This is a genomic window from Pseudomonas sp. JDS08PS003 (assembly GCF_045013505.1).
Classification (GTDB): domain Bacteria; phylum Pseudomonadota; class Gammaproteobacteria; order Pseudomonadales; family Pseudomonadaceae; genus Aquipseudomonas; species Aquipseudomonas protegens_B.
In genome coordinates this window covers 3946770-3972280 of sequence record NZ_CP120724.1, presented here as the reverse complement: position 1 = coordinate 3972280, position 25511 = coordinate 3946770, and the positions used below count along the sequence as shown (strand labels likewise).

General features: G+C 64.1%; 24 protein-coding genes. 19 read left to right on the top strand and 5 right to left on the bottom strand.

Annotated features, from left to right (window positions below):
* Positions 1-3: 3 nt before the first annotated feature.
* From P7C00_RS17555 to P7C00_RS17515, 9 genes are all read left to right on the top strand, one after another.
* Positions 4-1821 (top strand): DUF2341 domain-containing protein, encoded by a 1818-nt coding sequence (locus P7C00_RS17555; protein ID WP_404936964.1) that lies wholly within the window; start codon positions 4-6, stop codon positions 1819-1821.
* Between the two features lie 11 nt (positions 1822-1832).
* Positions 1833-2258, top strand: a complete 426-nt coding sequence (locus tag P7C00_RS17550; RefSeq protein WP_011061113.1) for a biopolymer transporter ExbD — start codon at positions 1833-1835, stop codon at positions 2256-2258.
* Between the two features lie 3 nt (positions 2259-2261).
* On the top strand, positions 2262-2978 hold the full coding sequence (locus P7C00_RS17545; RefSeq protein ID WP_346634266.1) for an energy transducer TonB: 717 nt from the start codon (positions 2262-2264) through the stop codon (positions 2976-2978).
* Between the two features lie 40 nt (positions 2979-3018).
* Positions 3019-4710: a putative porin gene (locus P7C00_RS17540; protein WP_404936963.1), complete on the top strand. Its 1692-nt coding sequence runs from the start codon at positions 3019-3021 to the stop codon at positions 4708-4710.
* Between the two features lie 17 nt (positions 4711-4727).
* A complete protein-coding gene (locus P7C00_RS17535) occupies positions 4728-5375 on the top strand; it encodes a DNA repair protein (RefSeq protein WP_404936962.1) in 648 nt (215 codons plus the stop codon).
* Positions 5376-5395: 20 nt separating this feature from the next.
* Positions 5396-5881 (top strand): YbjN domain-containing protein, encoded by a 486-nt coding sequence (locus P7C00_RS17530; RefSeq protein WP_404936961.1) that lies wholly within the window; start codon positions 5396-5398, stop codon positions 5879-5881.
* The gene (locus P7C00_RS17525; protein WP_404936960.1) at positions 5878-6834 is read left to right on the top strand and encodes a peptidylprolyl isomerase; all 957 of its coding nucleotides are present in this window, start codon (positions 5878-5880) and stop codon (positions 6832-6834) included. Before P7C00_RS17530 ends, P7C00_RS17525 begins: the two co-directional genes overlap by 4 nt.
* 178 nt (positions 6835-7012) lie before the next feature.
* A complete protein-coding gene (locus P7C00_RS17520) occupies positions 7013-7990 on the top strand; it encodes a LysR family transcriptional regulator (RefSeq protein ID WP_346634271.1) in 978 nt (325 codons plus the stop codon).
* Positions 7991-8272: 282 nt separating this feature from the next.
* Positions 8273-8791 (top strand): GNAT family N-acetyltransferase, encoded by a 519-nt coding sequence (locus P7C00_RS17515; protein WP_346634272.1) that lies wholly within the window; start codon positions 8273-8275, stop codon positions 8789-8791.
* Positions 8792-8803: 12 nt separating this feature from the next.
* Here P7C00_RS17515 and P7C00_RS17510 read toward each other — a convergent pair whose 3' ends face one another.
* Complete coding sequence (locus P7C00_RS17510; protein ID WP_404936959.1) at positions 8804-9505, bottom strand: aspartate/glutamate racemase family protein; 702 nt, start codon at positions 9503-9505, stop codon at positions 8804-8806.
* 79 nt (positions 9506-9584) lie between these two features.
* On the opposite strand from P7C00_RS17510, the gene P7C00_RS17505 reads away from it, so the two are divergent.
* Both P7C00_RS17505 and P7C00_RS17500 read left to right on the top strand, forming a co-directional pair.
* Positions 9585-10364, top strand: coding sequence for a helix-turn-helix domain-containing protein (locus tag P7C00_RS17505; RefSeq protein ID WP_404936958.1), 780 nt, complete (start codon positions 9585-9587; stop codon positions 10362-10364).
* Positions 10365-10450: 86 nt separating this feature from the next.
* Positions 10451-10942, top strand: a complete 492-nt coding sequence (locus P7C00_RS17500) for a hypothetical protein (RefSeq protein ID WP_346634275.1) — start codon at positions 10451-10453, stop codon at positions 10940-10942.
* Positions 10943-11043: 101 nt separating this feature from the next.
* Here P7C00_RS17500 and P7C00_RS17495 read toward each other — a convergent pair whose 3' ends face one another.
* Together P7C00_RS17495 and ccoN are read right to left on the bottom strand one after the other, a co-directional pair.
* Positions 11044-11262 carry a hypothetical protein gene (locus tag P7C00_RS17495; protein WP_060843700.1) on the bottom strand — a complete coding sequence of 73 codons (219 nt, stop codon included), beginning with the start codon at positions 11260-11262 and terminating at the stop codon, positions 11044-11046.
* Between the two features lie 59 nt (positions 11263-11321).
* Positions 11322-12749 (bottom strand): cytochrome-c oxidase, cbb3-type subunit I, encoded by a 1428-nt coding sequence (gene ccoN / locus P7C00_RS17490; RefSeq protein ID WP_346634276.1) that lies wholly within the window; start codon positions 12747-12749, stop codon positions 11322-11324.
* Positions 12750-13022: 273 nt separating this feature from the next.
* On the opposite strand from ccoN, the gene P7C00_RS17485 reads away from it, so the two are divergent.
* From P7C00_RS17485 to P7C00_RS17475, 3 genes are all read left to right on the top strand, one after another.
* A complete protein-coding gene (locus P7C00_RS17485) occupies positions 13023-14696 on the top strand; it encodes a nitrite/sulfite reductase (protein ID WP_346634277.1) in 1674 nt (557 codons plus the stop codon).
* On the top strand, positions 14693-15187 hold the full coding sequence (locus tag P7C00_RS17480) for a DUF934 domain-containing protein (RefSeq protein WP_346634278.1): 495 nt from the start codon (positions 14693-14695) through the stop codon (positions 15185-15187). Before P7C00_RS17485 ends, P7C00_RS17480 begins: the two co-directional genes overlap by 4 nt.
* A gap of 176 nt (positions 15188-15363) precedes the next feature.
* Complete coding sequence (locus tag P7C00_RS17475; RefSeq protein ID WP_404936957.1) at positions 15364-16035, top strand: DUF3313 domain-containing protein; 672 nt, start codon at positions 15364-15366, stop codon at positions 16033-16035.
* A gap of 42 nt (positions 16036-16077) precedes the next feature.
* Here the strand turns inward: P7C00_RS17475 and P7C00_RS17470 are convergent, their stop codons facing one another.
* Positions 16078-17058 (bottom strand): DUF3829 domain-containing protein, encoded by a 981-nt coding sequence (locus tag P7C00_RS17470; RefSeq protein ID WP_404936956.1) that lies wholly within the window; start codon positions 17056-17058, stop codon positions 16078-16080.
* A complete protein-coding gene (locus P7C00_RS17465; RefSeq protein WP_404936955.1) occupies positions 17055-18677 on the bottom strand; it encodes a J domain-containing protein in 1623 nt (540 codons plus the stop codon). The genes P7C00_RS17470 and P7C00_RS17465 overlap by 4 nt, the downstream gene beginning before the upstream one ends.
* A gap of 387 nt (positions 18678-19064) precedes the next feature.
* Between P7C00_RS17465 and P7C00_RS17460 the strand changes: the two genes are divergently transcribed.
* The 5 genes from P7C00_RS17460 to P7C00_RS17440 all read left to right on the top strand — a co-directional run bounded on the left by P7C00_RS17460 (position 19065) and on the right by P7C00_RS17440 (position 25489).
* Positions 19065-19523 carry an SRPBCC family protein gene (locus P7C00_RS17460; RefSeq protein WP_346634282.1) on the top strand — a complete coding sequence of 153 codons (459 nt, stop codon included), beginning with the start codon at positions 19065-19067 and terminating at the stop codon, positions 19521-19523.
* Between the two features lie 30 nt (positions 19524-19553).
* The gene (locus P7C00_RS17455; protein WP_404936954.1) at positions 19554-20231 is read left to right on the top strand and encodes a type 1 glutamine amidotransferase domain-containing protein; all 678 of its coding nucleotides are present in this window, start codon (positions 19554-19556) and stop codon (positions 20229-20231) included.
* Positions 20232-20397: 166 nt separating this feature from the next.
* On the top strand, positions 20398-20898 hold the full coding sequence (tpx, locus tag P7C00_RS17450; protein WP_123725341.1) for a thiol peroxidase: 501 nt from the start codon (positions 20398-20400) through the stop codon (positions 20896-20898).
* Positions 20899-21074: 176 nt separating this feature from the next.
* Entirely contained in the window at positions 21075-22394 is a 1320-nt protein-coding gene (locus P7C00_RS17445) for an MdtA/MuxA family multidrug efflux RND transporter periplasmic adaptor subunit (RefSeq protein WP_404936953.1), read from the top strand.
* Positions 22391-25489, top strand: a complete 3099-nt coding sequence (locus P7C00_RS17440; RefSeq protein ID WP_404936952.1) for an MdtB/MuxB family multidrug efflux RND transporter permease subunit — start codon at positions 22391-22393, stop codon at positions 25487-25489. The genes P7C00_RS17445 and P7C00_RS17440 overlap by 4 nt, the downstream gene beginning before the upstream one ends.
* Positions 25490-25511: the final 22 nt, after the last annotated feature.

Sequence of the window (25511 nt, the reverse complement as noted above, 5' to 3'; positions counted from 1 at the left end):
CACATGCAACGCTTATTCCTGAGCCTGTTGATCTGCCTGGGCTTCGTGCTCCCGGCCACGGCCCATGCCTGGTGGCAGGACGACTGGCATTACCGCAAGCAGATCTCGGTGGACACCACCCCGCAGGGCGCCGCCATCAATGAAGCCCTGGGCCGCACCGCGCTGCTGGTGCGCCTGCACACCGGCAACTTCACCTTCGACGGGGTCAAGGAAGACGGCGCCGACCTGCGCTTTGTCGCCGCCGATGACAAGACCCTGCTCAACCACCAGATCGAAAGCTTCGACCCGCTGATGGGCATGGCGCTGATCTGGGTCGATGTGCCCAAGGTCGAAGGCGGCCAGCGTCAGGACATCTGGATGTACTACGGCAACCAGAAGGCCCCGAGCACCGCCAATGGCCAGCTGACCTTCGACCCCAGCTACACCGCGATCTATCACTTTGACGGCAGCAACGGCACCCCGGCCAAGGACACCACCGCCTACGGCAACACCGCGCAGAACGCCACCGGCGCCAGCATTGACGGGGTCATCGGCCGCGCCTTGCAGTTCAGCGGCCAGCCGCTGTTGCTGCCGGCCAGCCCGTCGTTGCAGCACAACGCCGGCGGCGCTTTTACCTTCAGCGCCTGGGTACGCCTGGACCAGGCCAGTGGCGAACAGCTGCTGCTGGCCCGTCGCGAAGGCGCCGGCAGCCTGCTGGTTGGCATCAACCAGGGCATGCCCTTCGTGGAAGTGGACGGCCAGCGCGCCACCTCCACCCAGCCGCTGAACCCGGGGCAATGGCAGCACCTGGCCCTGAGCGGCGAGGGCAGCCGACTCGCGCTGTACGTCAATGGCCGCGAAACCGCGAGCCTGGCCCAGGCCATTCCCACCTTCAATTCGCCGTTGGCCATCGGTGCCGACTTGCCCGCAGCCGCTGGGGCCGAGGCCAGCCACTTCCTGCCGTTCACCGGGGCCCTGGATGAGCTGCGCCTGTCCAAGGTGGCGCGTCCGGCGGCGCTGATCCTGGCCGATGCCAGCGCCCAGGGTGCCGAGTCGAAGCTGGTGGCCTATGGCGTGGATGAAGAGCAGTCGGGCTTCGGTTTCGGCAGTCTGGGTTTCCTGCTCAAGGCGGTGCCGGTGGATGCCTGGGTGATCATCCTGGTGCTGGTGGGAATGATGATCCAGTCCTGGGTGATCATGCTGCGCAAGAACCGCATGGTCAGCCGGGTCAGCGCCGCCAATTCGCTGTTCCGCGAGCAGTTCGCCAAGGTCGGCACCCGCCTGGAAATGTTCGCCGACGACCAGGTCCTGGCTAGCCGCCTGGAGCACTCTTCGCTGTGGCGCCTGTACCTGGTGGCGGTAAAGGAGATCCGCACCCGCCGCGAGCAGGGCGCTGATACCTCGTCGGTGTCGGCGGCCACCATCGAGGCCATCCGCTGCTCCATGGACGGCGTGCGCACCCGGGAAAACCAGCAGCTGAGCGCCAAGCTCTCGACCCTGTCCAACGCCATCGCCGGCGGCCCCTACATCGGTCTGTTGGGCACGGTGCTGGGGATCATGGTGGTGTTCCTCGGCACCGCCATGGCCGGTGACGTCAACATCAACGCCATCGCCCCGGGCATGGCCGCGGCCTTGCTGGCCACCGCCATGGGCCTGTTCGTCGCGATCCCGGCGCTGTTTGGCTACAACCGCCTGATCACCCGCAACAAGGAAGTCGGCGCCGACATGCGGGTGTTCGTCGACGAGTTCATCACCCGGCTGGCGGAGCTGCACGGCGAGAGCCAGCACAGCGAGAACGCCCACTGGCGGGTCAGTCACAGCAACGCGTCGGTTCCGGCCTGAGGAGAACTGCCATGGCTTCCGTGAACGCCTCCCATGACGACGAAGACGATGCCGCCGTCGACAGCATCAACATCACGCCCCTGGTGGACGTGCTGATGGTGGTGCTGGTGATGTTCATCCTCACCGCCACCGCCCAGGTCTCGGGCATCCAGATCCACCTGCCCAAGGCCAGCGCCTCGGTGTCGCTGTCCGAGGCCAAGACCAAGGCCATTTCGGTGAACGATGGCGGCCAGGTGTTCCTCGACGCCTACCCGGTGACCCTGGGCGAGCTGGAAGAGCGCCTGCGCATCGAGAAGGCGCAGAACCCGGACTTCCCGATCATCGTCCGTGGCGATGCCACGGTGCAGTACCAGAAGGTCATCGAAGTCCTCGACCTGCTGCGCCGCCTGGAGTTGTCCCAGGTCGGCCTGGTCACCGGCAAACCGAGCCAGGGCTGAGACATGACCGCACAACAACCTATCCAGCTGCCCCCGGTGCAGAACAAGCCGCGAGCCGTGCAACTGCTGAAGTGGGGCGTCGGCCTGCTGCTGGGGGCCGTGGCCGCCTGGTTCTTGTGGCAGTGGGCCAATGACATGGCCGGGGTACGCCGGGAGGCGCCCAAAGTGCCAACCATCATCCCGCTGCCGCCGCCTCCGGAAACGCCGCCACCGCCGCCGGAGAAACCCAAGGAGCCGGAGCCGGTGGAAGAAAAGATCCCGGAACCCGAACCCACGCCCACCCCCGAGGAGGTCAAGCCGGAGGAGGAGGCTCCGCCATCGCCGGCGGATGATCTGGCCAATCCGATGCAGATGGACGGCGAGGCCCAGTCCGGCAACGACGGTTTCAACGTCGGTGCCGGCAAGGGCGGCGGCATGGCCGGCGCCGGTGGCGGCGGGCTGGGCACCGGCACCTACAAGCAGTACCTGGCGGCGACCTTCCAGCGCGCGCTGCGCGAGGACCCGGAGCTGCGCAAGAAGGCCTATGCGCTGCAGGTCGACCTGTGGCTGGGCGCCGACGGGCAAGTGACCCGCGCTGAACTGGCCGGCTCCAGCGGCAATCCCGAGACCGACCAGCAGGTGCTGGCGGCGCTGCGGGCCACGCCGCGCCTGAAAGAGCGCATGCCGGCCTCCCTGACCTTGCCGGTACGCCTGTCCCTCAAGGGTCGGCGTCCGGAATGAGCGAACCCCTATTTGCAGTTTCTACAGGAGTTGTGTGCAGATGATTTCCACCGTGAATCGATTGACCCTGGCGCTCGGCATGGTCGCCCTGACCCTGGCCGGACAGGCCGCGGCTGCCGCCGCGCCTTCGGAGAACGCCACGATCAACCTGATCCGTCTGTTGGTGCAGCAGGGGGTATTGAAGCAGGAGCAGGCCGACGGGCTGATCGCCCAGGCCGAGAAAGAGGCCCAGCAGGCCCGTGCCGCCACAGCGGTGGCCGCTACTGGTCCCGCTGCGGCGCCCGGTGATGTACGGGTGCAATATGTGCCGGCCATCGTCCGCGAGCAGATCCGCGATCAGGTCAAGGCCGAGGTCATGGCCACCGCCAAGCAGGAAAACTGGGCCCAGCCCAACACCTTCCCGGACTGGATCTCGCGCATCAGCTTCGACGGCGACATCCGCCTGCGGGACGAGTCGCGGTTCTTCGCCGACAACAACAGCAACGAGATCGTCGACTACGCCAAGCTCAACGACAGCGGTCCCTACGACGTCAACAAAGACACCAACAGCAAGCTGCCGCCGCTGCTCAACAGCCGTGAAGACCGCGACAATCTGTTTCGCCTGCGGGCGCGCCTGGGGATGAAGGCGGTGATCTCGCCGGAATGGACCGCCGGCATCCGCATCGGCACCGGCTCGGACAACAACCCGGTGTCCACCACCCAGACCCTGGGCGGCGGTTTTGGCAAGAAGGACATCTGGCTCGACCAGGGCTACCTGACCTGGAAGGCCACCCAGGACCTGACCCTGACCGGGGGGCGGATTGCCAACCCGTTCTATTCCACCGACATGCTGTATTCCAACGACCTCAACTTCGACGGCGTGGCGGCGATCTTCAACCACAAACTCAACAGCGACTGGGGCCTGTTCGGCACCCTCGGCGCCTTCCCGGTGGAGTACACCAACGACACCGCCACCAGCAACGGCTTCGACAAGAACGAGAGCGACACCAAGTGGCTGTTCGGCGGGCAGATCGGCGCCAACTGGAAGATCAACCGCAGCAACAGTCTGAAGGGCGCCTTGGCCTACTACCGCTTCGACGACATCGAAGGCCAGCGCTCCAGCCCTTGCGCGCCCTGGGCCGGGGCCCCGGGCTGCGACACCGACGGCTCGCGCGTGGCCTTCATGCAGAAGGGCAACAGCGTGTTCCTGCTGCGCGACATCACCCCCAACCCGGCCACGCCGGGCCTGACCCCGCAGCCGCAGTTCGTCGGCCTGGCCTCGAAGTTCGACGTGCTCGACCTGAACCTGGCCTGGGACACCGAGCTGCCAGACGACCTGCGCCTGCGCAGCCAGACCAACTTCATCCGCAACCTGGCCTACGACAAGGGCGAGATGCTCAAGCGCAGCGAGGGCGAGATCGTCAACAACATCAATCGCAACGGCCAGTTCGAAAGCGGCGGCAACGCGCTGATGGTGCAGTTCACCCTGGGCAACGCCCTGGAGATGAAGAAGTCCGGCGACTGGAACTTGCTGGCTGGCTACAAGTACATCCAGCCCGATGCCTTGCCCGACGGCTTCAACGATTCCTCGTTCCACCTGGGGGGCACCAACGCCAAGGGTTATTTCGTCGGCGGCAACTACGGCATCGACAAGAACATCTACGCCACGGCCCGCTACATGAGCGCCTCGGAAGTCTACGGGCCGCGCTATGAAGTCGACGTCATGCAGCTTGAACTCAACACGCGCTTCTAAGCATCAGGAGGAAGGTTATGAACAGCCGAGCGAGGGCAGGGGCGGTCAGCCTGTTAGTGGCCTGGGGCGTGTTGGCCAGCGCCAGCGCTAGCGCCGAAGGCATGGAGGAGCGCCTGCGCACCCAGTTGCGCAGCACTACCCAGCAGTTGCAGGCGCTGCAAAGCGAGCAGGCCCAGGCTGCGGCGGCGCGGATTGCCGCCGAGAACGCAGCCAGGGAAGCCCAGGCCCAGGTCAAGCAACTGAGCGCCGAGCTGGCCAAGACCCGCGGCGTGGCCGAGCAACTGCTCGGCCAGCAGCAGAACCTGCAAAGCCAGGCACAAGCTCAGGCGGCGGCCAGCAGCGAGCAGTTGGGCAAGTTCAAGAAAGCCTACGAGGACTTACTGGTGCTGGCCCGAGGCAAGGAAGCCGAGCGGGCGAAATTGCAGGCGCAATTGAGCGAACGTGACACACAAGTGCAGCAATGTGCGGTCAAGAATCAGCAGATGTACGGCATCGCCAAACAGATTCTGGCGGCCTACGAAAAAATCGATGTGGCTGAGCTGGTGAAAATCCGCCAGCCCTTCGCCGGCAGCGCCCGGGTCAAGTTCGAAGAGCTGGCCCAGGGTTTTGGCGACGAGCTTTACCAAACCCAGTTCGATGCCCCCCGGGCGGCGAGCACCCACTGATCACCAGGGAAGAGATGACCATGACTTTGATTACCAGCGTCACCACCGAAAGCCTCACCGACCTGCTGCAAGGCGCCGGCTACCGGGTCAACCAGACCGAACAGAACGGCATCGTGCAACTGCTCAGCGCCAGCCAGGGCATCGGCTACGCCGTGCGTTTCGGCAACCCGGGCAGCGAAGCCGGGCACTATGTGGACTTCACCTACAGCTGCGCCTTGCGGGTGCAGGGCGAACTGCCGGCGGGGCTAGCGGAACTGTGGAACGCCTCGCGGCGCTTTGCCCGGCTGTCGCTGCAGGGCGAGTTCCTGGTGATGGAGATGGACGTGGTGGTGGCCGGGGTCGGCGAGACCCATCTGCGCAGCCAGCTGGAACTGTGGGATCGCTTGCTGCAGGAGTTCATCGTCTACCTGCGCGAATACAGCCAGCAGGCGGCGCAGTTGCAGGCCCAGGCCGAGCAGGCGCCAAGCCCTGAAAGCCAACCCCTGGAAGAGGCGGTCAGCCTGTGAAGAAGCCGACCCTGGTGGTCGGTGCCGGAGCGCTGACCCTGCTCGGTCTGGCGCTCGGCCTGGCCTTGCGCCCGGGCAACGACCCGGTGGCGGCGCAGCAGCCGGCACCCACCGTACTGGCACAGCAACTGGCGACAACCCCGACCGTGGCGCGCCTGGGCAACCAGCTTGTGGCGGCGCAGGAGCTCAAGGCGCTGTTCGCCAGCCTGCCCGAGGAGTCCCGGGGGCAATTGCGGGCCAATCGCCCGGCCCTGGAGGCCTGGATCCGCTCGCGGCTGGCGGAAAAGGCGGTGCTGGAACAGGCCGACGCCCAGGGCTGGCGCCAGCGCCCGGACGTGGAACAGCAGACCCGCGCCGCCACCGAGCAGATCGTGTTTCGCGACTATTTGCAGTCGGTCAGCCAGGTGCCGGCGGACTACCCCAGTGCCGCCGAACTGCAGCAGGCCTATGACAGCGGCAAGTCGGCCTGGATGACCCCGGCGTTGTACCGGGTCAGCCAGATCTTCCTGGGCGTGAGCGACCTCCAGGCGCTGGAGCAGGTGCGTCGACAGGCCCTGGAACTGAGCCGCAAGGCCCAGGCCGTGCCGGGGGAGTTTGCCGCCTTGGCGGCGCAGTATTCCCAGGACCGCGACAGCGCCCAGCGCGGTGGCGACTCCGGCCTGCAGCCCTTGCAGCAACTGCTGCCGGAGGTGCGCAGCGCCGTGGCCCGGCTCAAGGTCGGTGGTGTCTCTGAGGTGGTGCAGAGCGCAGCGGGTTTTCACGTGCTCAAGCTCACCGAACAGCAACCGGCGCGCACTGCCAGCCTGGACGAACTGCGTGATCGCCTGACCCAGGCCCTGCGCGCCCAGCGCCAGGAACAGATCGCCAAGGCCTACCTGGAAGGCATGCTCAACAGCGCGACCCTGAGCATCGACGGTGCCTTACTGAATCAGGTCCTGGAGGACAAGCTGTAGGCGCTGGCTTGCCGGCGAAGGCGATCTTGCGGGCCTCTTCGCCGGCAAGCCGGCTCCTACGGGGGGGCAACACGCAGCATCGGCAACTGTAGGAGCTGGCTTGCCAGCGAAGGCGGTCTTGCGGACTCCGCCGCCCGCTAGCCAAGGAAGCAACACTCAACAAGACAGGGAGTCACCAATGTCATTTCTCGAACCCGCTCCACTCCAGGGTGTTGCACCCTACGTTGCGCCCCAGGAACCCCGGGAAGCCTGGCTGGCCCTGGCCGCCGGGATCGATCCGGAGGTCGCCCAGTATTTCCTGGTCAGTGCCCGCTGCGGTTGCTTCATGCAGGCAGCCCGCAGCCTGAACATCAAGGCCACGCTGTTACGCAAGCAACTGGCCCTGCTGGAAGAGCACCTGCGCCGCTCACTGTTCTGTTATCAGGGGAGTGCCTTGAGCCTGAGTCGCGAGGGCCTGCAACTGCAGGCGCAACTGATTGCCCTGGCCCACCAGCGGCGGCTGCCGGTGATCGAGCAGCCGTTGATCCGTGTTGCCGTGGCGGAAACCATCCTCCACGACATTCTCGGTCGCGACCTGATCGCCTTGCTGCGGCGCAATGCCAGCGCACGCCTGGAGATCATCTCCATCGACAGCGACCTGTCCCTGCAGGCCCTGAGTGCCGATCTGGTGCTGTGGCTGGCGGCCGAAGACTCGCCGTTGCCGGGCCCCAGCTTCGCCACCCGCGAGCCGCTGCCCCTGGCGCGTATCGACTACCTGCCGCATATCGCCAAGCGCTACTCCCGGGTCGCGGCGCGTCCCGACAGCCTCGACGACCTGGCCGACTACATGCTGGTGCAGTGGCAGCACGACCGTCAGGTAGAGCCGTTCCGGCCCTGGAACAGCCTGGTGGAACAACGCCTGGCGGGGGTGGTGCACGTACATGCCTATGAACTGATGCTGGAGATGATCCGTTGCAGCGCCTGCATCGGCCTGTTGCCGCAATACATCAGCCGCTTCGACCGTGGCTTGACCGCCTTGCCGGGGTTGTTCACCGAGCCCATGCAACGCCGCGCCTGGTTGGCGGTGAATGCCCAGGTGGCCCATGAAGCCGAAGTGCAGCAGCTAGTGGACCTGATCCTGCACACCTTCAGCGAGCGAGAGGACTGGTTCGCCTGATCCACCCGTGATCCGCCTTTGCGTAGGGACCGGCTCGCCGGCGAAAGGGCACGCGGCTGGAGCTGCCGACGCCTTCGCCGGCAGGCCAGCCCCCACAACTGCCGATACTGCGCGCTCCCCCCGTAGGAGCCGGCTTGCCGGCGAAGAGGCCCGCAAGCCTGGCGTCGCTCTGCGATACGCCTTCGCTGGCAAGCCAGCTCCAACGGGCGAGGATCCCCTCGTCATGCAGAGGCTCATGCCCTTACACTCGATGGTCATTTCCACTTCAAGGAAGACCTGGCCATGCCTAACGCCAATCCCACTATCGTTATCGAGCGTTGCAACGAAGCCCATATCGAGGGTCTGACGGCGCTGTACAGCGAACCCAGCGTGGCGGCCCAGACCCTGCAACTGCCTTACCAATCCCGTGAACTGTGGCGCAAGCGCGTCGGGTTGGGCCAGGACAACGAAGGGTTGGTGGCCCTGGTGGCCCTGCACCAGGGCGCGGTGATCGGCAGTTGCAGCCTGCTGCAGGTGGCGCGGGTGCGCCGGGCCCATTGCGCCGACATCGGCATGGGCGTGTCCCCGGCCTGGCAACGCCAGGGTATCGGCAGCCGCCTGCTGGCAGCGGTGCTGGAGGTGGCGGACAACTGGATGAACCTGCGTCGGGTCGAACTCACGGTCTATGCCGATAACCAGGCGGCCATCGGCCTGTACCACAAGTTCGGTTTTGAAACCGAAGGCCAACTGCGGGACTACGCCATCCGTGGCGGGCAGTACGTCGACGTGCTGAGCATGGCGCGCCTGCGCCGTCCCGCTTGATCTGTGACCCCGTCAGGCCGGCTCGTCCGCCAGGGCAAAGGCCACCGCCGCCCTGGCATGCAGTTCGGTGGTGTCGAGCAGGGGCAGGGGGCTGTGCTCGGGCTTGAGCAGCAGGCCGATCTCCGTGCAGCCCAGGATCACCGCCTGGGCACCACGGGCCTTGAGGGATTCGATCACCTGTTGGTATACCCGGCGCGACGCGTCGCTGATGACCCCCACGCACAACTCCTCATAGATGATCCGGTGCACGGCCTGGCGCTCCTGCGCATCGGGCACCAGTACCTTCAGCCCTTGCTGGCTCAGGCGGCTCTTGAGGAACTCCTGCTCCATGGTGAAGGCGGTGCCCAGCAGCCCGACGTTCAGGGTGCCGGCCGCCAGCGCGGCCTGGGCCGTGGGGTCGGCGATGTGCAGGAAGGGCACTGCAGTCGCCGCCTGAATCTGCTGCGCCACCTTGTGCATGGTGTTGGTACAGAGCACCAGGCACTCGGCCCCGCCATCCTGCAAACGCTGGGCGGCATCTATCAGAATCCGCGCCGCTTCATCCCAGTGCCCGGCGTGCTGGGCCCGTTCGACAGGCCCGAAGTCGACGCTGTACATTAGCAACCGCGCCGAGCGCAGCGGCCCCAATTGATCGCGAACCTGCTGATTGATCAGGCGATAGTATTCGGCGCTGGATTCCCAGCTCATGCCGCCGATCAGGCCGATGGTGCGCATGTGCAGCTCCTTGAGTCATGGTGTAGAAGGGCCTTCAGTCTCCCGTGGCCCGTGGTATCGATCTATCAGGAAATTTCATATGCCCGAGGTTCTCAACCGCAGCCTGCTGGACGGTCGGCTCTGCCTGCAACTGTTGCCCGCAGCCGCCTACAGCGCTCGCGATCCGGCGCAGTGGCAGACCCTGGGCGTGACCCTGGAACGCCAGCGTGGGGTGCATGCCATCGACTCCGACCGGCGCGAGGATTTCGACACCTGGCCCGGCACCCTGGCCTTGACGCCCAAGGGTGTTGAAGTGTTCTCCGAATCTGCCTGTGGCGGTGAATACCTGCTGGCGCGCTGGCAGGAGCAGACGCCACTGATCCCCGGCGAGCGCCGCCTGCAGAGTCCGGGGCATGCCGGCGCTCTGGCCCTGGGCCGTGAAGCCCGGCGTCTGTTGCTGGCGCCTGCAATCGATGAGTTGGCCCTGGAGCACTGTGCCCTGGCCTTTGTCGGTCTGTCCCAGTCCCGCCACACTCCCACGGCGCCGTTACCACGACTGGGCCAGGTGCTGGAGCAGATGGCCGACCAGTACGCCCAGCCCTTGTCCCTGGCGCAATTGGCGCTCACTTACGGCCACAACGAACTGCGCCTGCTGCGCGACTTTCGCCGCGCCGTCGGCATGACGCCCCATGCCTGGATCACCGAGGTGCGGCTGCAAGCGGCCCGGCGCCTGCTGGAACACACGGACCTGCCCCTGGCGGCGATTGCCCAGGACAGCGGTTTTGCCCACCAATCGCACCTGGGCAGCGCCTTGCGCAAAAGCCTCGGCCTGACCCCGCGCCAGTACCGGCTGCGCTTTCACCCGCGCGCCCTTGGGTAAACACCCCAACGTCCGGCACCGGCATCTGCCATGATCAAGTCCGGCGACCTGCTGTTCCCAAGGGTCGATGCCAGGGACACACCGCAATGGACGATATCCAGCAACTGGGCGAGATGCTCCGGCACTACGCCGCCAGCGAAGCCCACAAAAAGCAGCTGTTCGACAGCCAGTCGGTGGTCTGGGCCCAGCGTATTCATGAGTTGTTCGGGCAGATTGAAGAGTGGTTGGCGCCAGTGCTGCTGCCGGACCTGCTGGAGCTGCACCGCGAGCCTTATGTGGCCTTCAGCCCGGCATTGCCGGTGGAGAGTTCCACTTTCAAGAGCGAGAAACTGACCATCGCCATAGCGGGCAAGCCGGTGGAGTTCGTCCCGGATGTGATGGGGCCCAATGGGCAGATATCCCTGGCGGTGATCGGCCTGACCGCGGCGCGCCTGGGCAGTGTTTCCCTGGTGGGCGAGCCCTCCGGCAGTTGGCAATGGCGCAAGACCAATGGCCTCAAGGACCCCGATATCTTCGTTTTCGACGGCAACTTCCTGGCGGCCCAATTGCAGAGCCTGATCCCCCGCGAGCGCGCCTGATAGCGCGTCTGATGTAGGAGCTGGCTCGCCAGCGAAAGCGATCGCCGGTCATGTGCACGTCTTGCGGGCCTCTTCGCCGGCAAGCCGGCTCCTACGGGGCGTTACATGTCCAGGTTGATCCATCCCGGCTTGGGCTCTTCCGGCGCGACGGCATTGATCTTCTTGCCCGTGGCCAACTCCACCCGGCGGGCCACGTCGGGGTCGTCGGCAAAAGGAATCAGGCTGGCGTCATCCAGGCTCTTGGCGCTCTGGTGGCGCAGGCAGTACTCGATGCAGAGGTAGAGAAACGCCACCCCCAGCAGGTTGAACAGAATATCCATCGGTCATCCGGCTCCCTGAAAAAAACGCCGGTCACTGGGACCGGCGGGCATTGGTTGGGTCAGGCGATCTGCGCGTCGCTCAGGGCCAGTTTTTCATCGGCCACGCGTACGGTGCGCCAGGTGTTGTAGGCCATCAGCAGCATGCCGCTGAGGAAGAACACGCCACCGGCAAAACGCACCACGAACCCCGGATGGCTGGCCACCAGGGCCTCGACGAAGGAGTAGGTGAGGGTGCCGTCTTCGTTGACTGCACGCCACATCAGGCCCTGGGTGATGCCGTTGACCCACATCGAGGCGATGTAGAGCACGGTGCCGATGGTGGCCAGCCAGAAGTGGGTGTTGATCAGGCCGATGCTGTACATCTGCTCGCGGCCAAACACTTTGGGCACCATGTGGTAGATAGCGCCGAAGGTGATCATCGCTACCCAGCCCAGGGCCCCGGCGTGAACGTGGCCGATGGTCCAGTCGGTGTAGTGGGAGAGGGCGTTGACGGTCTTGATCGCCATCATCGGGCCTTCAAAGGTCGACATGCCGTAGAACGCCAGGGACAGCACCAGGAACCGCAGGATTGGGTCGGTGCGCAACTTATGCCAGGCCCCGGAGAGGGTCATCATGCCGTTGATCATCCCGCCCCAGCTGGGGGCCAGGAGAATCAGCGACATGGCCATGCCCAGGGACTGCGCCCAGTCCGGCAGCGCGGTGTAGTGCAAGTGGTGCGGGCCGGCCCAGATGTACAGGGTGATCAGCGCCCAGAAGTGCACGATGGACAGGCGATAGGAGTAGACCGGGCGTCCCACTTGCTTGGGCACGAAGTAGTACATCATCCCGAGAAAGCCGGTGGTGAGGAAGAAGCCTACGGCGTTGTGCCCGTACCACCACTGGACCATGGCGTCGGTGGCCCCGGAATACACCGGGTAGGACTTGAACCAGTCCACCGGGATCGACAGGTGGTTGACCACGTGGAGCATGGCGATCACCAGGATGAAGGCGCCGAAGAACCAGTTGCCGACATAGATGTGCCGGCACTTGCGCCGCACCACTGTGGTGAAGAACACGATGGCATACGCCACCCAGACCACGGCCATCCACACCGCGCCGGCGAATTCGATCTCGGCGTATTCCTTGGTGGTGGTGTAGCCCAGGGGCAGGGTGATCAGCATGATCACGATCACCGACTGCCAGCCCCAGAATGTGAAGGCGGCCAGGGTGTCGGAGTACAGCCGTACCTGGCAGGTGCGCTGTACGGCGTAGTAGCTGGCGGCAAACTGGGCGCTGCCGGCGAAGCCGAAGATCACCAGGCTGGTGTGCAGCGGCCGCAGGCGGCCGAACGTGCTCCAGGGCAGATCGAGGTTCATCTCCGGCCACACCAGTTGCGAGGCGATCCACACCCCCATGGCCATGCCGATCACGCCCCATACCACGGTTGCGACGACGAATTGGCGAACCACCTTGTAGTTGTAAGCCTGTCCGATTGTTGCTGAGTTCATGGTCAATGCTTCCACGGTTGCAAAGTCTTGCCAGGCCACCCGGTCTGGCACGGGGTGCACTGTAGGAATCAGCGGGGAAACAAAACAGACTCAGAAAAACAGCATTAATACGGATCAGATTTATCTCATGTCCACGGTGCTTCGGTAGTGGCTGATATGGTTTTTTAGTTTTTACCTGAATCTGTAACGTTCTGCGCCGCACGCGCATAGTCGCCCCCTCACAACACGCGCCGTTTAGAGCACGACCAGCACCGATGAGGACGAGATAGGCACATGTATCAGTACGACGACTATGACCGGGCCCTGGTCTTTGAGCGGGTGGCGCAGTTTCGCGATCAGGTCGAGCGCTTCATGGGCGGCCAGCTGAGCGAAGAGGAATTCCTGCCCCTGCGCCTGCAGAACGGCCTGTATATGCAGAAGCACGCCTACATGCTGCGGGTGGCGATTCCCTACGGCACCCTGAGCGCCCGGCAGATGCGCACCCTGGCCAGCATCGCCCGGGACTTCGATCGCGGCTACGGCCACTTCACCACCCGGCAGAACCTGCAGTTCAACTGGATCGAGCTGGCCCAGGTGCCCGACATCCTGCAGCGCCTGGCCGAGGTGGAGATGCACGCCATCCAGACCTCCGGCAACTGTGTGCGCAACATCACCACCGAGGCTTTTGCCGGGGTTGCCGCCGATGAGTACCTGGACCCGCGCCCCCTGGCGGAGATCCTGCGCCAGTGGTCCACCATCAACCCGGAATTCCTGTTCCTGCCACGCAAGTTCAAGATCGCCATCTGCTCGGCCAAGCAGGACCGCGCGGCCATCATGATGCATGACATCGGTCTGTACCTTTACCGCGCCCGCAGCGGCGAAATGCTCCTGCGCGTGATTGTGGGCGGGGGCCTGGGGCGCACGCCGATCCTTGGCCTGCAGATTCGCGACGGGCTGCCCTGGCAGCACCTGCTGTCCTATGTCGAGGCGGTGCTGCGGGTCTACAACCGCTACGGCCGGCGTGACAACAAGTACAAGGCGCGGATCAAGATCCTGGTCAAGGCCCTGGGCATCGAGGCCTTCGCCAAGGAAGTGGAGGAGGAGTGGCAGCACCTCAAGGACGGCCCGGCGCAGCTCACTGACGCTGAGTACCAGCGGGTCGCCAGCGCCTTTGTGCCGCCGATCTACGAGCGCCTGGCGGACACCGATCTGGATTACGGCAGCCACCTGGCCGAGTCCCCAGCCTTCGCGCGCTGGGTGGCGCGCAATGTGCACCCGCACAAGGTGCCGGGTTACACCTGCGTGGTGCTGTCCACCAAACCGGGGCCAAGCTCGCCGCCGGGGGACGTCACCGGTCAGCAGATGGAGGCGGTGGCCGACTGGTCCGAGCGCTTCGGCTTCGGCGAAATCCGTATTGCCCATGAACAGAACATCGTCCTGCCGGATGTGCCCAAGTCGCAGCTGTTCGAGCTTTGGCAGTGTGCCAGCGAGCACGGCCTGGGCACCGCCAATGCCGGCTTGCTGACCGACATCATCGCCTGCCCGGGCGGCGACTTCTGCGCCCTGGCCAACGCCAGGTCACTGCCGATTACCCTGGCCATCCAGCAGCGCTTCGAGGACCTGGACTACCTCCACGACCTGGGGGACATCAGCCTGAACATTTCCGGCTGCATGAACGCCTGCGGCCACCACCACATCGGCAATATCGGCATCCTCGGGGTCGACAAGAACGGCAGCGAGTGGTTTCAGGTCACCCTGGGCGGCGCCAAGGGCCGTGACAGTGCTCTGGGCAAGGTGATCGGGCCGTCCTTCAGCGCCGAGGAAATCCCCGAAGTGATCGAGCGCATCATTGCCACCTTCGTGCGCTACCGCGAAAGCGACGAACCCTTCGTCGAAACCCTGCAGCGCATCGGCCTGGAGCCGTTCAAGGAGCGGGTCTATCCCAAGGCTGTGGAGGCGCTGGCATGAACAACCTGCTGCGTCTGCATGAGGGCGAAGCCCAATTGGTGGAGGACGATGCCTGGAGCCTGGTGCGCGGGGTCGACGATACGCTGCCCGACGGGCCGCTGATCCTGCCCCTGGCCCTGTGGCTGATGCGGCGCATCGAGCATCACCCGGCCCGGGACGGCGTATGGATCGGCCCGGATGACGAAGTGGAAAGCCTCAAGCCCTGGCTCAAGCTGATCCCGCTGATTGCCGTGGATTTTCCGAGTTTTCGTGATGGTCGGGGCTACAGCCAGGCCTACCTGTTGCGTACCCGCCTGGGCTGGATGGGCGAGTTGCGGGCCATTGGCGACGTGCTGCGCGATCAACTGAGCCATATGCGTCAGTGCGGCTTCGACAGCTTTGCCGTGCGTGAAGACAAGTGCGCCCAGGACGCCCTCAAGGGGCTGGTGGGCATGAGCGTGCTCTATGGTCGCTCAGTGATCGAACCTCGCCCGCTGTTCCGCCGCCGGTAACCGTCGGCACCTTTTCCGTAGGAGCCGGCTTGCCGGCGAAGGGGCCCCGAAGATGGCTTTTGTCGGGGTCCCTGGGGTCTTTCCATCCTAAAAACACCCGGCTCAGCAACAATCCTTTGGCTATACCTGTAATTCCCCTGGCCAGTTCCTGGCTGTTTCACCTACAGGAGTTACCCATGAAACTTGCATTGATGATCGGCACCGCGTGCCTTGCCTCTTTGGCAGTGGTCGGCTGCTCCAGCAAAGTGACCCAGCCCGACGAATATTCCGGGTTTCTCCAGGACTACAGCCGGCTCAAGGAGGCCAAGTCGCCCTCCGGGGTGGAGGTGATGCGTTGGATCGATCCCAAACTGGATGTAGGCCGGTACCGCGCGATCTATATCGAGCCCACCCAGTTCTACCCGCAGCCACAAGCCACAGCGAAGATTCCCCAGAGCACCCTCAACGGTATCAATCAGTATTACGACCAGGCCCTCAGGCGTGAGGCGGCCCGCAGCTTGCCCCTCGCCGAGGGCCCTGGTCCGGGCGTGGTGGTCGTACGGGCGGCGATCACCGCTGTCAGCAGTAAAACCGAAGGCCTGAAGCCGTATGAAATCATTCCCGTGGCCCTGGTGGCAGCGGCGGTCAGCACCGCCACCGGAATTCGCGACCAGGAAACCACGCTGGGCACCGAGGCGGTGTTTCTCGATGGCAGCAGTGGCAAAGTGATTGCTCAGGTGGTGCGCAAGGGCACCGGCAAGCCCCTGAAAAACGACACGCAAGTGATGAAGGCCGATGACGTGAAGAACGTCATCGACGGTTGGGCGGCGGACTTCCACCAGTCTTTTGCCAAGCTCAAGGCGCGTTAGGGCCTGATTGTCCGGCGGCGGCCAACAGGGGCTGCTGCCGCTTCAATAGTCCATCTGGGCCTGCTTGTTGTAGTAACTGAGCAGCGAGTCGTAGGCCCGCATGACGGCGTGATAGTCCTCGCTCAGACGCTGTGGTGCAGCCTGTTTCTGCCAGTTCTGATGCAAGGCGAGCAAGGCTTGCTGGTAGCGCTGCGCTGGCCGCGTGATCTGGCTCCATAGGTAATAGGCCGGTTGTGTGCGGCTGCTTTGTGGTCGGTTGCGCAAGGGCTGGCCGGCATCCCAGGCCCGTTGCAGATCCTGGCTGGCTTGTGCCAGTTGTTCCGGGGTCAGTTTTTTTTCGCGCACGCCCTGGCTGATCTGCTCCACCGTGAGCCGCGCCTGGATCATGTAGTCCAGCAGGTGCCAGTGGATGTCCTGTCCAAGACGTTGCTCAAGCAGCCGCTGTTGCTCGCGTCGGGCGCCGATGTCTGCGCTCGCCAGGGCGTCACGCAGGTCGGCGGAGGCTTGCAGGTAGTGGTCGAACTTGGGTTGGAGCAGGGCAACAGTGGCTGTGTCTTCCTCGGCCGGCATGTAAGCGCCGGGTACGGCGCTGGAATGAGCGCGACGGGCAAGGTTGGCCTGGTGCAGCGCGTCGATGTAGCGCTCGGCAAGGCCGATCAGCGGGGCGTCGGGTTGCAGGTGGCGCAGTCGATAGAGCATGCGCGGTTCACAGTCGCGGGCGGGCAGGGTGTCCATGTCGGTCTTCGCGCCGTCTGCGAAGTCCTTGGCATTGTTCAGCAGATCGGCGAACGCCATGCGCCAGGCCGGTTGAGTGCCGTAGGTGTAATAGCCCAGGCGCCATGGCACATCGTATTGGTTGACGCAGTCGATCAGCGGCGCCCTGGCCGCAGCCTGGGCACTGGCGGCACTGTCCAGGCCGGCCAGCCACAGTTCGAAGCGGGCGATCGGGGCTCCGGCACCCAGGAGTGCAAACAAGCCAAAAATCAGCGCGCAACCGAAAATCAGCAATGGGCGTTGGCTCATGGCCGGTTCTCCTTGGGGTACCACTGTGCCTCGGTGGCCGGTGCTGCGCACTCGGGGACATTGGCCGGCATGCGCGCGCACAGGCGCTCGGTCCAGGGCTGCAGGCCCTGGTAACGCCCGGTGGTGTGGCGCTCGTCGAACCACTTGAGGGTGGCAATTGCCGCCACCAGCAGCACCAGTCCCGTGCCCAGCAGCAGGCGGCGCGGCCAGGGATTGATGCGTTGCCAGGCGTTCAGCGGGTCGATCTGGCGCTGACGGGCCAGGGCCACCAGCAGCAGGACCCCAAGATAAGTGATCGTGGCCACCGGGTGGACCGCCACGCCCAGCAGTCCGCCCAGCAGCGCTGCGGGCAACAGGTCGCGAATCAGTTGCACGCCGTGATAGGGCGTCCGGTGCCGAGGCAGGCGTTGGCTGAGGCGCTCGTCCCACTGGAACAGACGTTGGCTCAGGGGCCGCCAAAGTCGCTGCAGCCCTTCGCCTGCGGCGCACAAGCACAGAGCCCAGACCAGCGTCACTCCGACAATCTCCCAGGGACTGCTGTCTTGCCCGGCGTAATCGGCCATTGCGCCGGTGAGGCTGGCCAGAACCACGCCCAGGAGCATCGGCCAGCTGTTGATCGCGTGTTCCCAGTCCCGCCAGAAGTAGGGGTTGCTGGCGGGCATGCCGGCGGCGACTTCCGGGTAGTCTGCGGCCAGGCTTGCGGCCAGCGTGTGGCAGGCTTGCCAGTCCAGGCTGCCCAGCTGCCGGGCCCAGGCGCGGCGCTGACGGAAGCTCAGGGGCGCGAGCAACAAGCGTGCAGCACGGTGCTCCGGGGTGCTCGGCGGTTCGCTCGCCAGTTGTTGCTGGTGGGCCAGGTACAGCGGTGCCTGATGGCGTTTCAACAGGCGTGGCCAGAGCACTTCCGGGCAGTTGTCACCGGTATTGGTGTGCCAGCCTTGGCCGGCACAGACCGCCTGGAACACCGCCACCGACCAATAGGGGCTATTGGCCAGTGTCTGTGCCAGCCACTGGTTGAACCATTGTCGATGTTGCAGGTGGAGCAGCCAGGAATGGGCTGAACGCTGGGCGTAGGCCTGCAGGAACGCCGCTTCATCCTTGGCCTCCAGGGCTGCGGCCAGCGGCTCTTGCACTCGCTGATAGAGCTGTTGCTGCAACTCCAGCACCAGATATTCCGGCAGATCCAGGCGTTGCCAGGCACTCATCCAGCGCAGATGCTCGAAACCCCAGTGCAACACCGCGTCGGCCTGTGCCGGGTGTTCGACGCAATAGCGCAGCAGGGCCAGTTCGAACTCATAGGCGCATGCCTGCTCCTGGGCCTGCTCAAAGCGCTGGTCGAGCTGATCGACATGCAGCTCCTTGAGCAGGATAGCCACTCGCTGCACGGGTGAGAGCGCCAAGGTGACCGGCTCGTTGTCTGCCCAGGTCTCGACCGTCTCCAGGGTCTCGTTCTGTTGCTCCCAATCCTTATGGGCCAGTGCCTCTTCATAGGCGTCGCGCAAGCGCTGGAAACCTTGCGGATCTTCATCCGGGCGGGTCTGCTTCAGCAGCCTGGCGTAGTGGCGCTTGATGGTTCGGATGTCAGCGGTGGCCGGCAGGCCGAGTAGGGTCCAGCAGCTCATTGGGCGGTAAGACTCCGTGCAACCCGCAGCAGCATCCAGTGATGGATGGATGAAATTGCGCACCCTACCGGTTTCTCGGATAAAAGTCCCCGACTCGAATCCGTCTATTGAAAAGTGGGAAGGCCAGGGCGGTTCAGCGTTGGCCGTGTGGTGCGGTAAGGATCTCGTCTGCGCTGATTTGCTACGCCCGGAAGGTACGCTCCGAGTGGTATGGGACTGCTCGAAGGGAGTGAGCAACCTCAAGTGGATTGTGACTATAACCTTGTTCTTTGAGTGGTTTAGTTAATGTTGTTTATAGATTAAAAAAATCAATAAAAACAACTATTTATAGATTTATTCTAATCCTGCGTGTGATGTATCTTTTGGTTGAGGAAGGAGCTTTCAGGTATGCCCGTAGTTGAACGCACGACTTTTCTGGCAGGTTGCAGTCCGGCTCAGGTGCTGGATTTCTGTCTTGAGGGGGTCAACTTTCCGAAGATCTTTCCCGAGCCCGTTACGCCCTTGGGGGGTATCGATCTCAACGATCTGCGCATCAGCGCCGGGCGCCAGTTCAGCTTCAGGCACTGGATGTGGGGTGTCATTCCGGCGAACTGGACGGTGGTCATCCGTGAGGTGAGCGACCGGCATTTTGTCGATGAAATGCTCAAGGGGCCGTTGCGAGCCTTTCGCCATGAGCATCGGGTGGAGGCTGCCGAAGGGGGAGCCCTGTACACCGACCGGGTGACCTATCGGGCCATTGGCGGTGCACCTTTGGAGCGGCTGGTGGTCAATCGCTACATGGCGCGTATTTTCGATGCCCGGCAGCGCAACATGGTGCGCTTGCTGAGCGTTGCGCCGTCTTCGTGATTCTCTGTGTGGATATCCAAGGAGCATGCCGTGAGCAAGAAAATTCTGGTGGTCCTGACCAGCGTGGCCAAATACCCGACCTTGAACCGTGCCACTGGCTTGTGGCTGGGGGAGGCGGTGCACTTTGTGAAAAAGGTCGAGGCGGCAGGGTTCGAGGTGGACTACGTCAGCCCCAAGGGCGGCTACGTGCCCATCGATCCCCATAGCCTGGCCATGGCTGACGACACCGACTGGCAGTGTTACCAGGACAGCGCTTTCATGAGCCGCCTGGGCGCGACCCTGAAGCCGGAGCAGGTCCGCTCAGAGGATTATGTGGCGATCTACTACACCGGCGGGCATGGCGTGGTCTGGGACTTTCCCGACAATGCTCGGCTGCAGGCCTTGAGCCGTGAAATCCATGAGCAGGGCGGTTATGTCAGTTCGGTCTGCCATGGCGCGGTGGGCTTGCTGAACATCAAGCTCAGCGATGGCTCGCTGCTGATTGCCGGCAAGCAGGTCACCGGGTTCTCCAATGAAGAGGAGAAGCTGGTCGAGCTGGACCCGTATGTGCCCTTCCTGACGGAAACCGAGCTGGTCAAGCGGGGTGCCCTGTACCAGAAGGCCGCCGCGCCCTGGGCACCGTTTGCCGTGCAAGACCAGCGAGTGATCACCGGGCAGAACCCGGCGTCCGGCGGCCCGGTAGCGGAGCTGCTGCTGGCGCACCTGTAGGAGCATTGCCGATCATTGCGCGGTCCGCCTGGGCGCTGTTGAAGCGGTTTGTTGGACAATTTATCCGCCCGGCAATAGGTGCCCGCGCCGTTTCATGCTTAACTTCGGCCTCTCAAGAATTTCTCATTGCTGTTCCATCATCACTGTTCAATAAAGGACTCCGTTCATGGCTCAAGTCACTCTCAAAGGCAACCCGGTTCAGGTCAACGGCCAGCTGCCGCAAGTGGGTTCCAAGGCTCCTGCGTTCTCCCTGGTAGGCGCGGGTCTGGCCGATGTTTCCCTGAGCAGCCTCGCCGGCAAGCGTAAAGTGCTGAACATCTTCCCAAGCGTCGACACCCCAACCTGCGCTACCTCGGTACGCAAGTTCAACGCTCAGGCCAACGAACTGGCTAACACTGTGGTGCTGTGCATCTCTGCCGACCTGCCATTCGCCCAGGCCCGTTTCTGCGGCGCCGAAGGCCTGGAAAACGTGCAGAACCTGTCGACCCTGCGCGGTCGTGAGTTCATCGAGAACTACGGTGTCGCCATTGCCGACGGCCCACTGGCCGGCCTGACGGCCCGCGCCGTGGTGGTGCTGGACGAAAACGACAAAGTGCTGCACAGCGAACTGGTCAAGGAAATCGCTGAAGAGCCGAACTACGACGCGGCCTTGGCCGTACTCAAGTAACAGCCTTTACAATTATTCACGGCCTGGCCCTGTCCAGGCCGTTTTTATTTGTGCTTCAGTGGCTTAGCGCCGCACCTTAAAACGTCAGTCAAAGGTAAATTGCCGGTAAAGGCGCTTTGCTAAAACAGCTCTAGTGCTTATCTTTCAGCCTTCTCAAGAAGACTCCCACGCGCCCAATGGTTGATCACTCCATGCAATCCTCTGCTCCCCGCAACTCCCGTCGCTGGCTGTTCGGCCTGTTCGTCCTGCTGTTGGTCGTGGGCTTGTGCTGGAAATTCTGGCCGGCCAGTACCCATCAGGAGGCTGCCGGGCAGAAAGCCGCGACCGGGCATACCGGGCGCAGTGGCAGCGTGCGTCCCGGTTTCGGCGGCGCCAGCGGACCGATTCCGGTGCGCGTATCGCCGGTGACTCAGGGCGACTTCCCGCTGTACTACAAGGCCCTGGGCACGGTGACGGCACTCAACACCATCAATGTGCGCAGCCGGGTCGCGGGGGAGCTGGTCAAGATCAACTTCGAGGAAGGGCAGATGGTCAAGGCCGGCGACCTGCTGGCACAGATCGATCCGCGGCCCTATCAGAATGCCTTGCTCCAGGCCGAGGGCACCTTGCTGCAGAATCAGGCCCAGCTGAAGAACGCCCAGGTCGACCTTGAGCGTTATCGCGGCCTGTACGCCCAGGACAGTATCGCCAAACAGACCCTGGACACCGCTGCGGCGCTGGTGGGCCAGTACCAGGGCACGGTCAAGACCAATCAGGCGGCGGTCAACGACGCCAAGCTCAACCTTGAATTCACCAACATCCGTGCGCCCATCGCCGGTCGCCTGGGCCTGCGCCAACTGGACGTCGGCAACCTGGTGGCCGCCAACGACACCACGGCGCTGGTGATCATCACCCAGACCCAGCCGATCAGCGTGGCCTTCACCCTGCCGGAAAACAGCCTGGAAACCGTGCTCAAGCGTTACCACAGCGGCGCCAAACTGGCGGTGGAAGCCTGGGACCGTGGCGACGTGAAACTGCAAGCCAGCGGCGTGCTGCAAAGCCTGGACAACCAGATCGACACCACCACCGGCACCCTGAAGTTCAAGGGGCGCTTCGATAACCGTGACCAGGGCCTGTTCCCCAATCAGTTCGTCAATGTGCGGCTGCTGGCCGACACCCTGAAGAACGTGGTGCTGGCACCTTCGGCAGCGATCCAGTTCGGCACCAACGGTACCTTCGTCTACGCCATGGACGGTGATAACAAGGTGAAGATCCGTCAGTTGCAGGTGGGTGACAGCAACGGCGACCTGACGGTGATCAAGGACGGTCTCAAGGCCGGTGACCGGGTGGTGATGGAAGGCACCGACCGCCTCAAGGATGGCAGCGAGGTGGAAGTGGTCAACGACAGCAGCGAAGTGCCCACCACCCCCACCGAACACCTGCAGGGCAAGCCCGCCGGTGCGCCGGCAGCGGATGGCAAGCCGGTTGATGGCAAGGCGCAAAAGGTCGGCGCATGAATTTCTCGCGGCTGTTCATCCTTCGTCCGGTAGCCACCACCCTGAGCATGCTGGCCATTGTCCTGGCCGGCCTGATCGCCTATCGCCTGTTGCCGGTCTCGGCCTTGCCCCAGGTGGATTACCCGACCATCCGGGTCATGACCCTGTACCCCGGGGCCAGCCCGGACGTGATGACCAGCGCGGTCACCGCGCCCCTGGAGCGTCAGTTCGGGCAGATGCCCGGCCTGACCCAGATGGCCTCCACCAGTTCCGGCGGCGCCTCGGTGCTGACCCTGCGGTTCAGCCTCGACATCAATATGGACGTGGCCGAGCAACAGGTGCAGGCGGCCATCAACGCGGCCACCAACCTGCTGCCCAAGGATCTGCCGGCCCCGCCGGTGTACAACAAGGTCAACCCGGCGGACACCCCGGTGCTGACCCTGGCCATCATCTCCAAGACCATGCTGTTGCCCAAGCTCAATGACTTGGTGGACACCCGCATGGCACAGAAGATTGCCCAGATCAGCGGCGTCGGCATGGTCAGTATCGCCGGTGGCCAGCGCCAGGCAGTGCGGATCAAGGTCAACCCTGAAGCCCTGGCGGCCAACGGCCTGAACCTGGCGGATGTGCGCACCTTGATTGCCGCGTCCAACGTCAACCAGCCCAAGGGCAACTTCGACGGCCCGACCCGGGTCTCGATGCTCGATGCCAATGACCAGCTGACCTCGCCCAAGGATTACGCCGAGCTGATCCTGGCCTATAAGAACGGCGCACCGCTGCGCCTGAAGGATGTGGCCGAGATCGTCGACGGCGCCGAGAACGAGCGCCTCGCGGCCTGGGCCAACGAGAACCAGGCGGTGCTGCTCAATATCCAGCGCCAGCCCGGGGCCAACGTGATCGAGGTGGTGGACCGGATCAAGGCGCTGCTGCCGAGCATCACCGACAACCTGCCGGCGGGCCTGGACGTCACGGTGCTCACCGACCGCACCCAGACCATCCGCGCCTCGGTCACCGATGTGCAGCACGAACTGTTTATCGCCATTGCCCTGGTGGTGATGGTGACCTTCCTCTTTCTGCGTCGGGCCAGCGCCACCCTCATTCCATCGATTGCCGTACCGCTGTCGCTGATCGGCACCTTCGGCGTGATGTACCTGGCCGGTTTTTCGGTGAACAACCTGACCCTGATGGCCCTGACCATCGCCACCGGTTTTGTGGTGGACGATGCCATCGTCATGCTAGAGAACATCTCGCGCTTCATCGAGGAGGGCGACAGCCCGATGCAGGCGGCGCTCAAGGGTGCCAAGCAGATTGGCTTTACCCTGATCTCCCTGACCCTGTCGCTGATCGCGGTGCTGATCCCGCTGCTGTTCATGGCCGACGTGGTGGGCCGGCTGTTCCGTGAATTTGCCATCACTCTGGCCGTGGCGATCCTGATTTCCCTGGTGGTGTCCCTGACCCTGACCCCGATGATGTGCGCGCGGCTGCTCAAGCGTGAGCCCAAGCCTGAAGAGCAGGGGCGCTTCTACCGCGCCAGCGGAGCCTGGATCGACTGGTTGATCGAAAGCTACGGGCGCAAGTTGCAGTGGGTGCTCAAGCACCAATTCCTGACCCTGATGGTGGCCGTCGGCACCCTGAGCCTGACCGTGTTGCTCTATCTGGTGGTGCCCAAGGGCTTCTTCCCGGTGCAGGACACCGGGGTTATTCAGGGCATTTCCGAGGCGCCGCAGTCGGTGTCCTTCGCCGCCATGAGCCAGCGCCAGCAAGACCTGGCAAAGATCATCCTGCAGGACCCGGCAGTGCAAAGCCTGTCGTCCTACATCGGCGTCGACGGCGACAACGCCACCCTCAACAGTGGGCGCTTGCTGATCAACCTCAAGCCTCACAGCCAGCGTGACCTGAGCGCGACCCAGGTGATCGCGCGGATCCAGCCCGAAGTGGACAAACTGCTGGGCATCCGCCTGTTCATGCAGCCGGTGCAGGATTTGACCATCGAAGACCGGGTCAGTCGTACCCAGTATCAGTTCAGCCTGTCGTCGCCGGACGCCGAGCTGCTGAGCCTGTGGAGCAATCGTCTGGTGGAAGCCCTGGCGCAACGTCCGCAGCTCACCGACGTGGCCAGCGACCTGCAGGACAAGGGCTTGCAGGTGTATCTGGTGATCGACCGCGATGCGGCGTCCCGGGTCGGGGTTTCGGTGTCGAACATCACCGACGCCTTGTACGACGCCTTCGGCCAGCGCCAGATTTCCACCATCTACACCCAGGCCAGCCAGTACCGGGTGGTGCTCCAGGCCCAGGCCGGGGAGCGCATCGGACCCCAGGCCCTGGAGCAGATCCACGTCAAGACCACCGACGGCGGGCAAGTGCGGCTGTCGAGCCTGGCCCATGTCGAGGAGCGCCAGGCGCAACTGGCCATCGCCCATATCGGCCAGTTCCCGGCGGTGATGATGTCCTTCAACCTGGCTCCCGGTGTAGCCCTGGGGGAGGCGGTGAATGTCATCGAGCAGGTGCAGCAGGAGATCGGCATGCCGGTAGGGGTGCAGACCCGCTTCCAGGGCGCGGCGGAGGCCTTCCAGGCCTCGCTGTCGAGCACCTTGCTGCTGATCCTGGCGGCGGTGGTGACCATGTACATCGTCCTCGGGGTGCTCTATGAGAGCTACATCCACCCGATCACCATCCTCTCCACCTTGCCCTCGGCGGCGGTGGGGGCCTTGCTGGCGCTGATTCTAAGCGGCAACGACCTGGGCATGATCGCCATCATCGGCATCATCCTGCTGATCGGCATCGTCAAGAAGAACGCGATCATGATGATCGACTTCGCCCTCGACGCCGAACGCCACCAGGGCATGGCCCCGGAACAGGCGATCTATCAGGCGGCGCTGCTGCGCTTCCGACCGATCCTGATGACCACCCTGGCCGCGCTGTTTGGTGCGGTGCCGCTGATGCTGGCCACCGGTTCCGGTGCCGAACTGCGCCAGCCCCTGGGCCTGGTGATGGTGGGCGGCCTGTTGGTGAGTCAGGTGCTGACCCTGTTCACCACGCCGGTGATCTACCTGTACTTCGACCGCCTGGGTCGGCGCTTCGGCAAGCGTGAAGACGCCCAAGAGGTGGAGGCATGAAGGGCCGCAGTAAGCCTCAAGC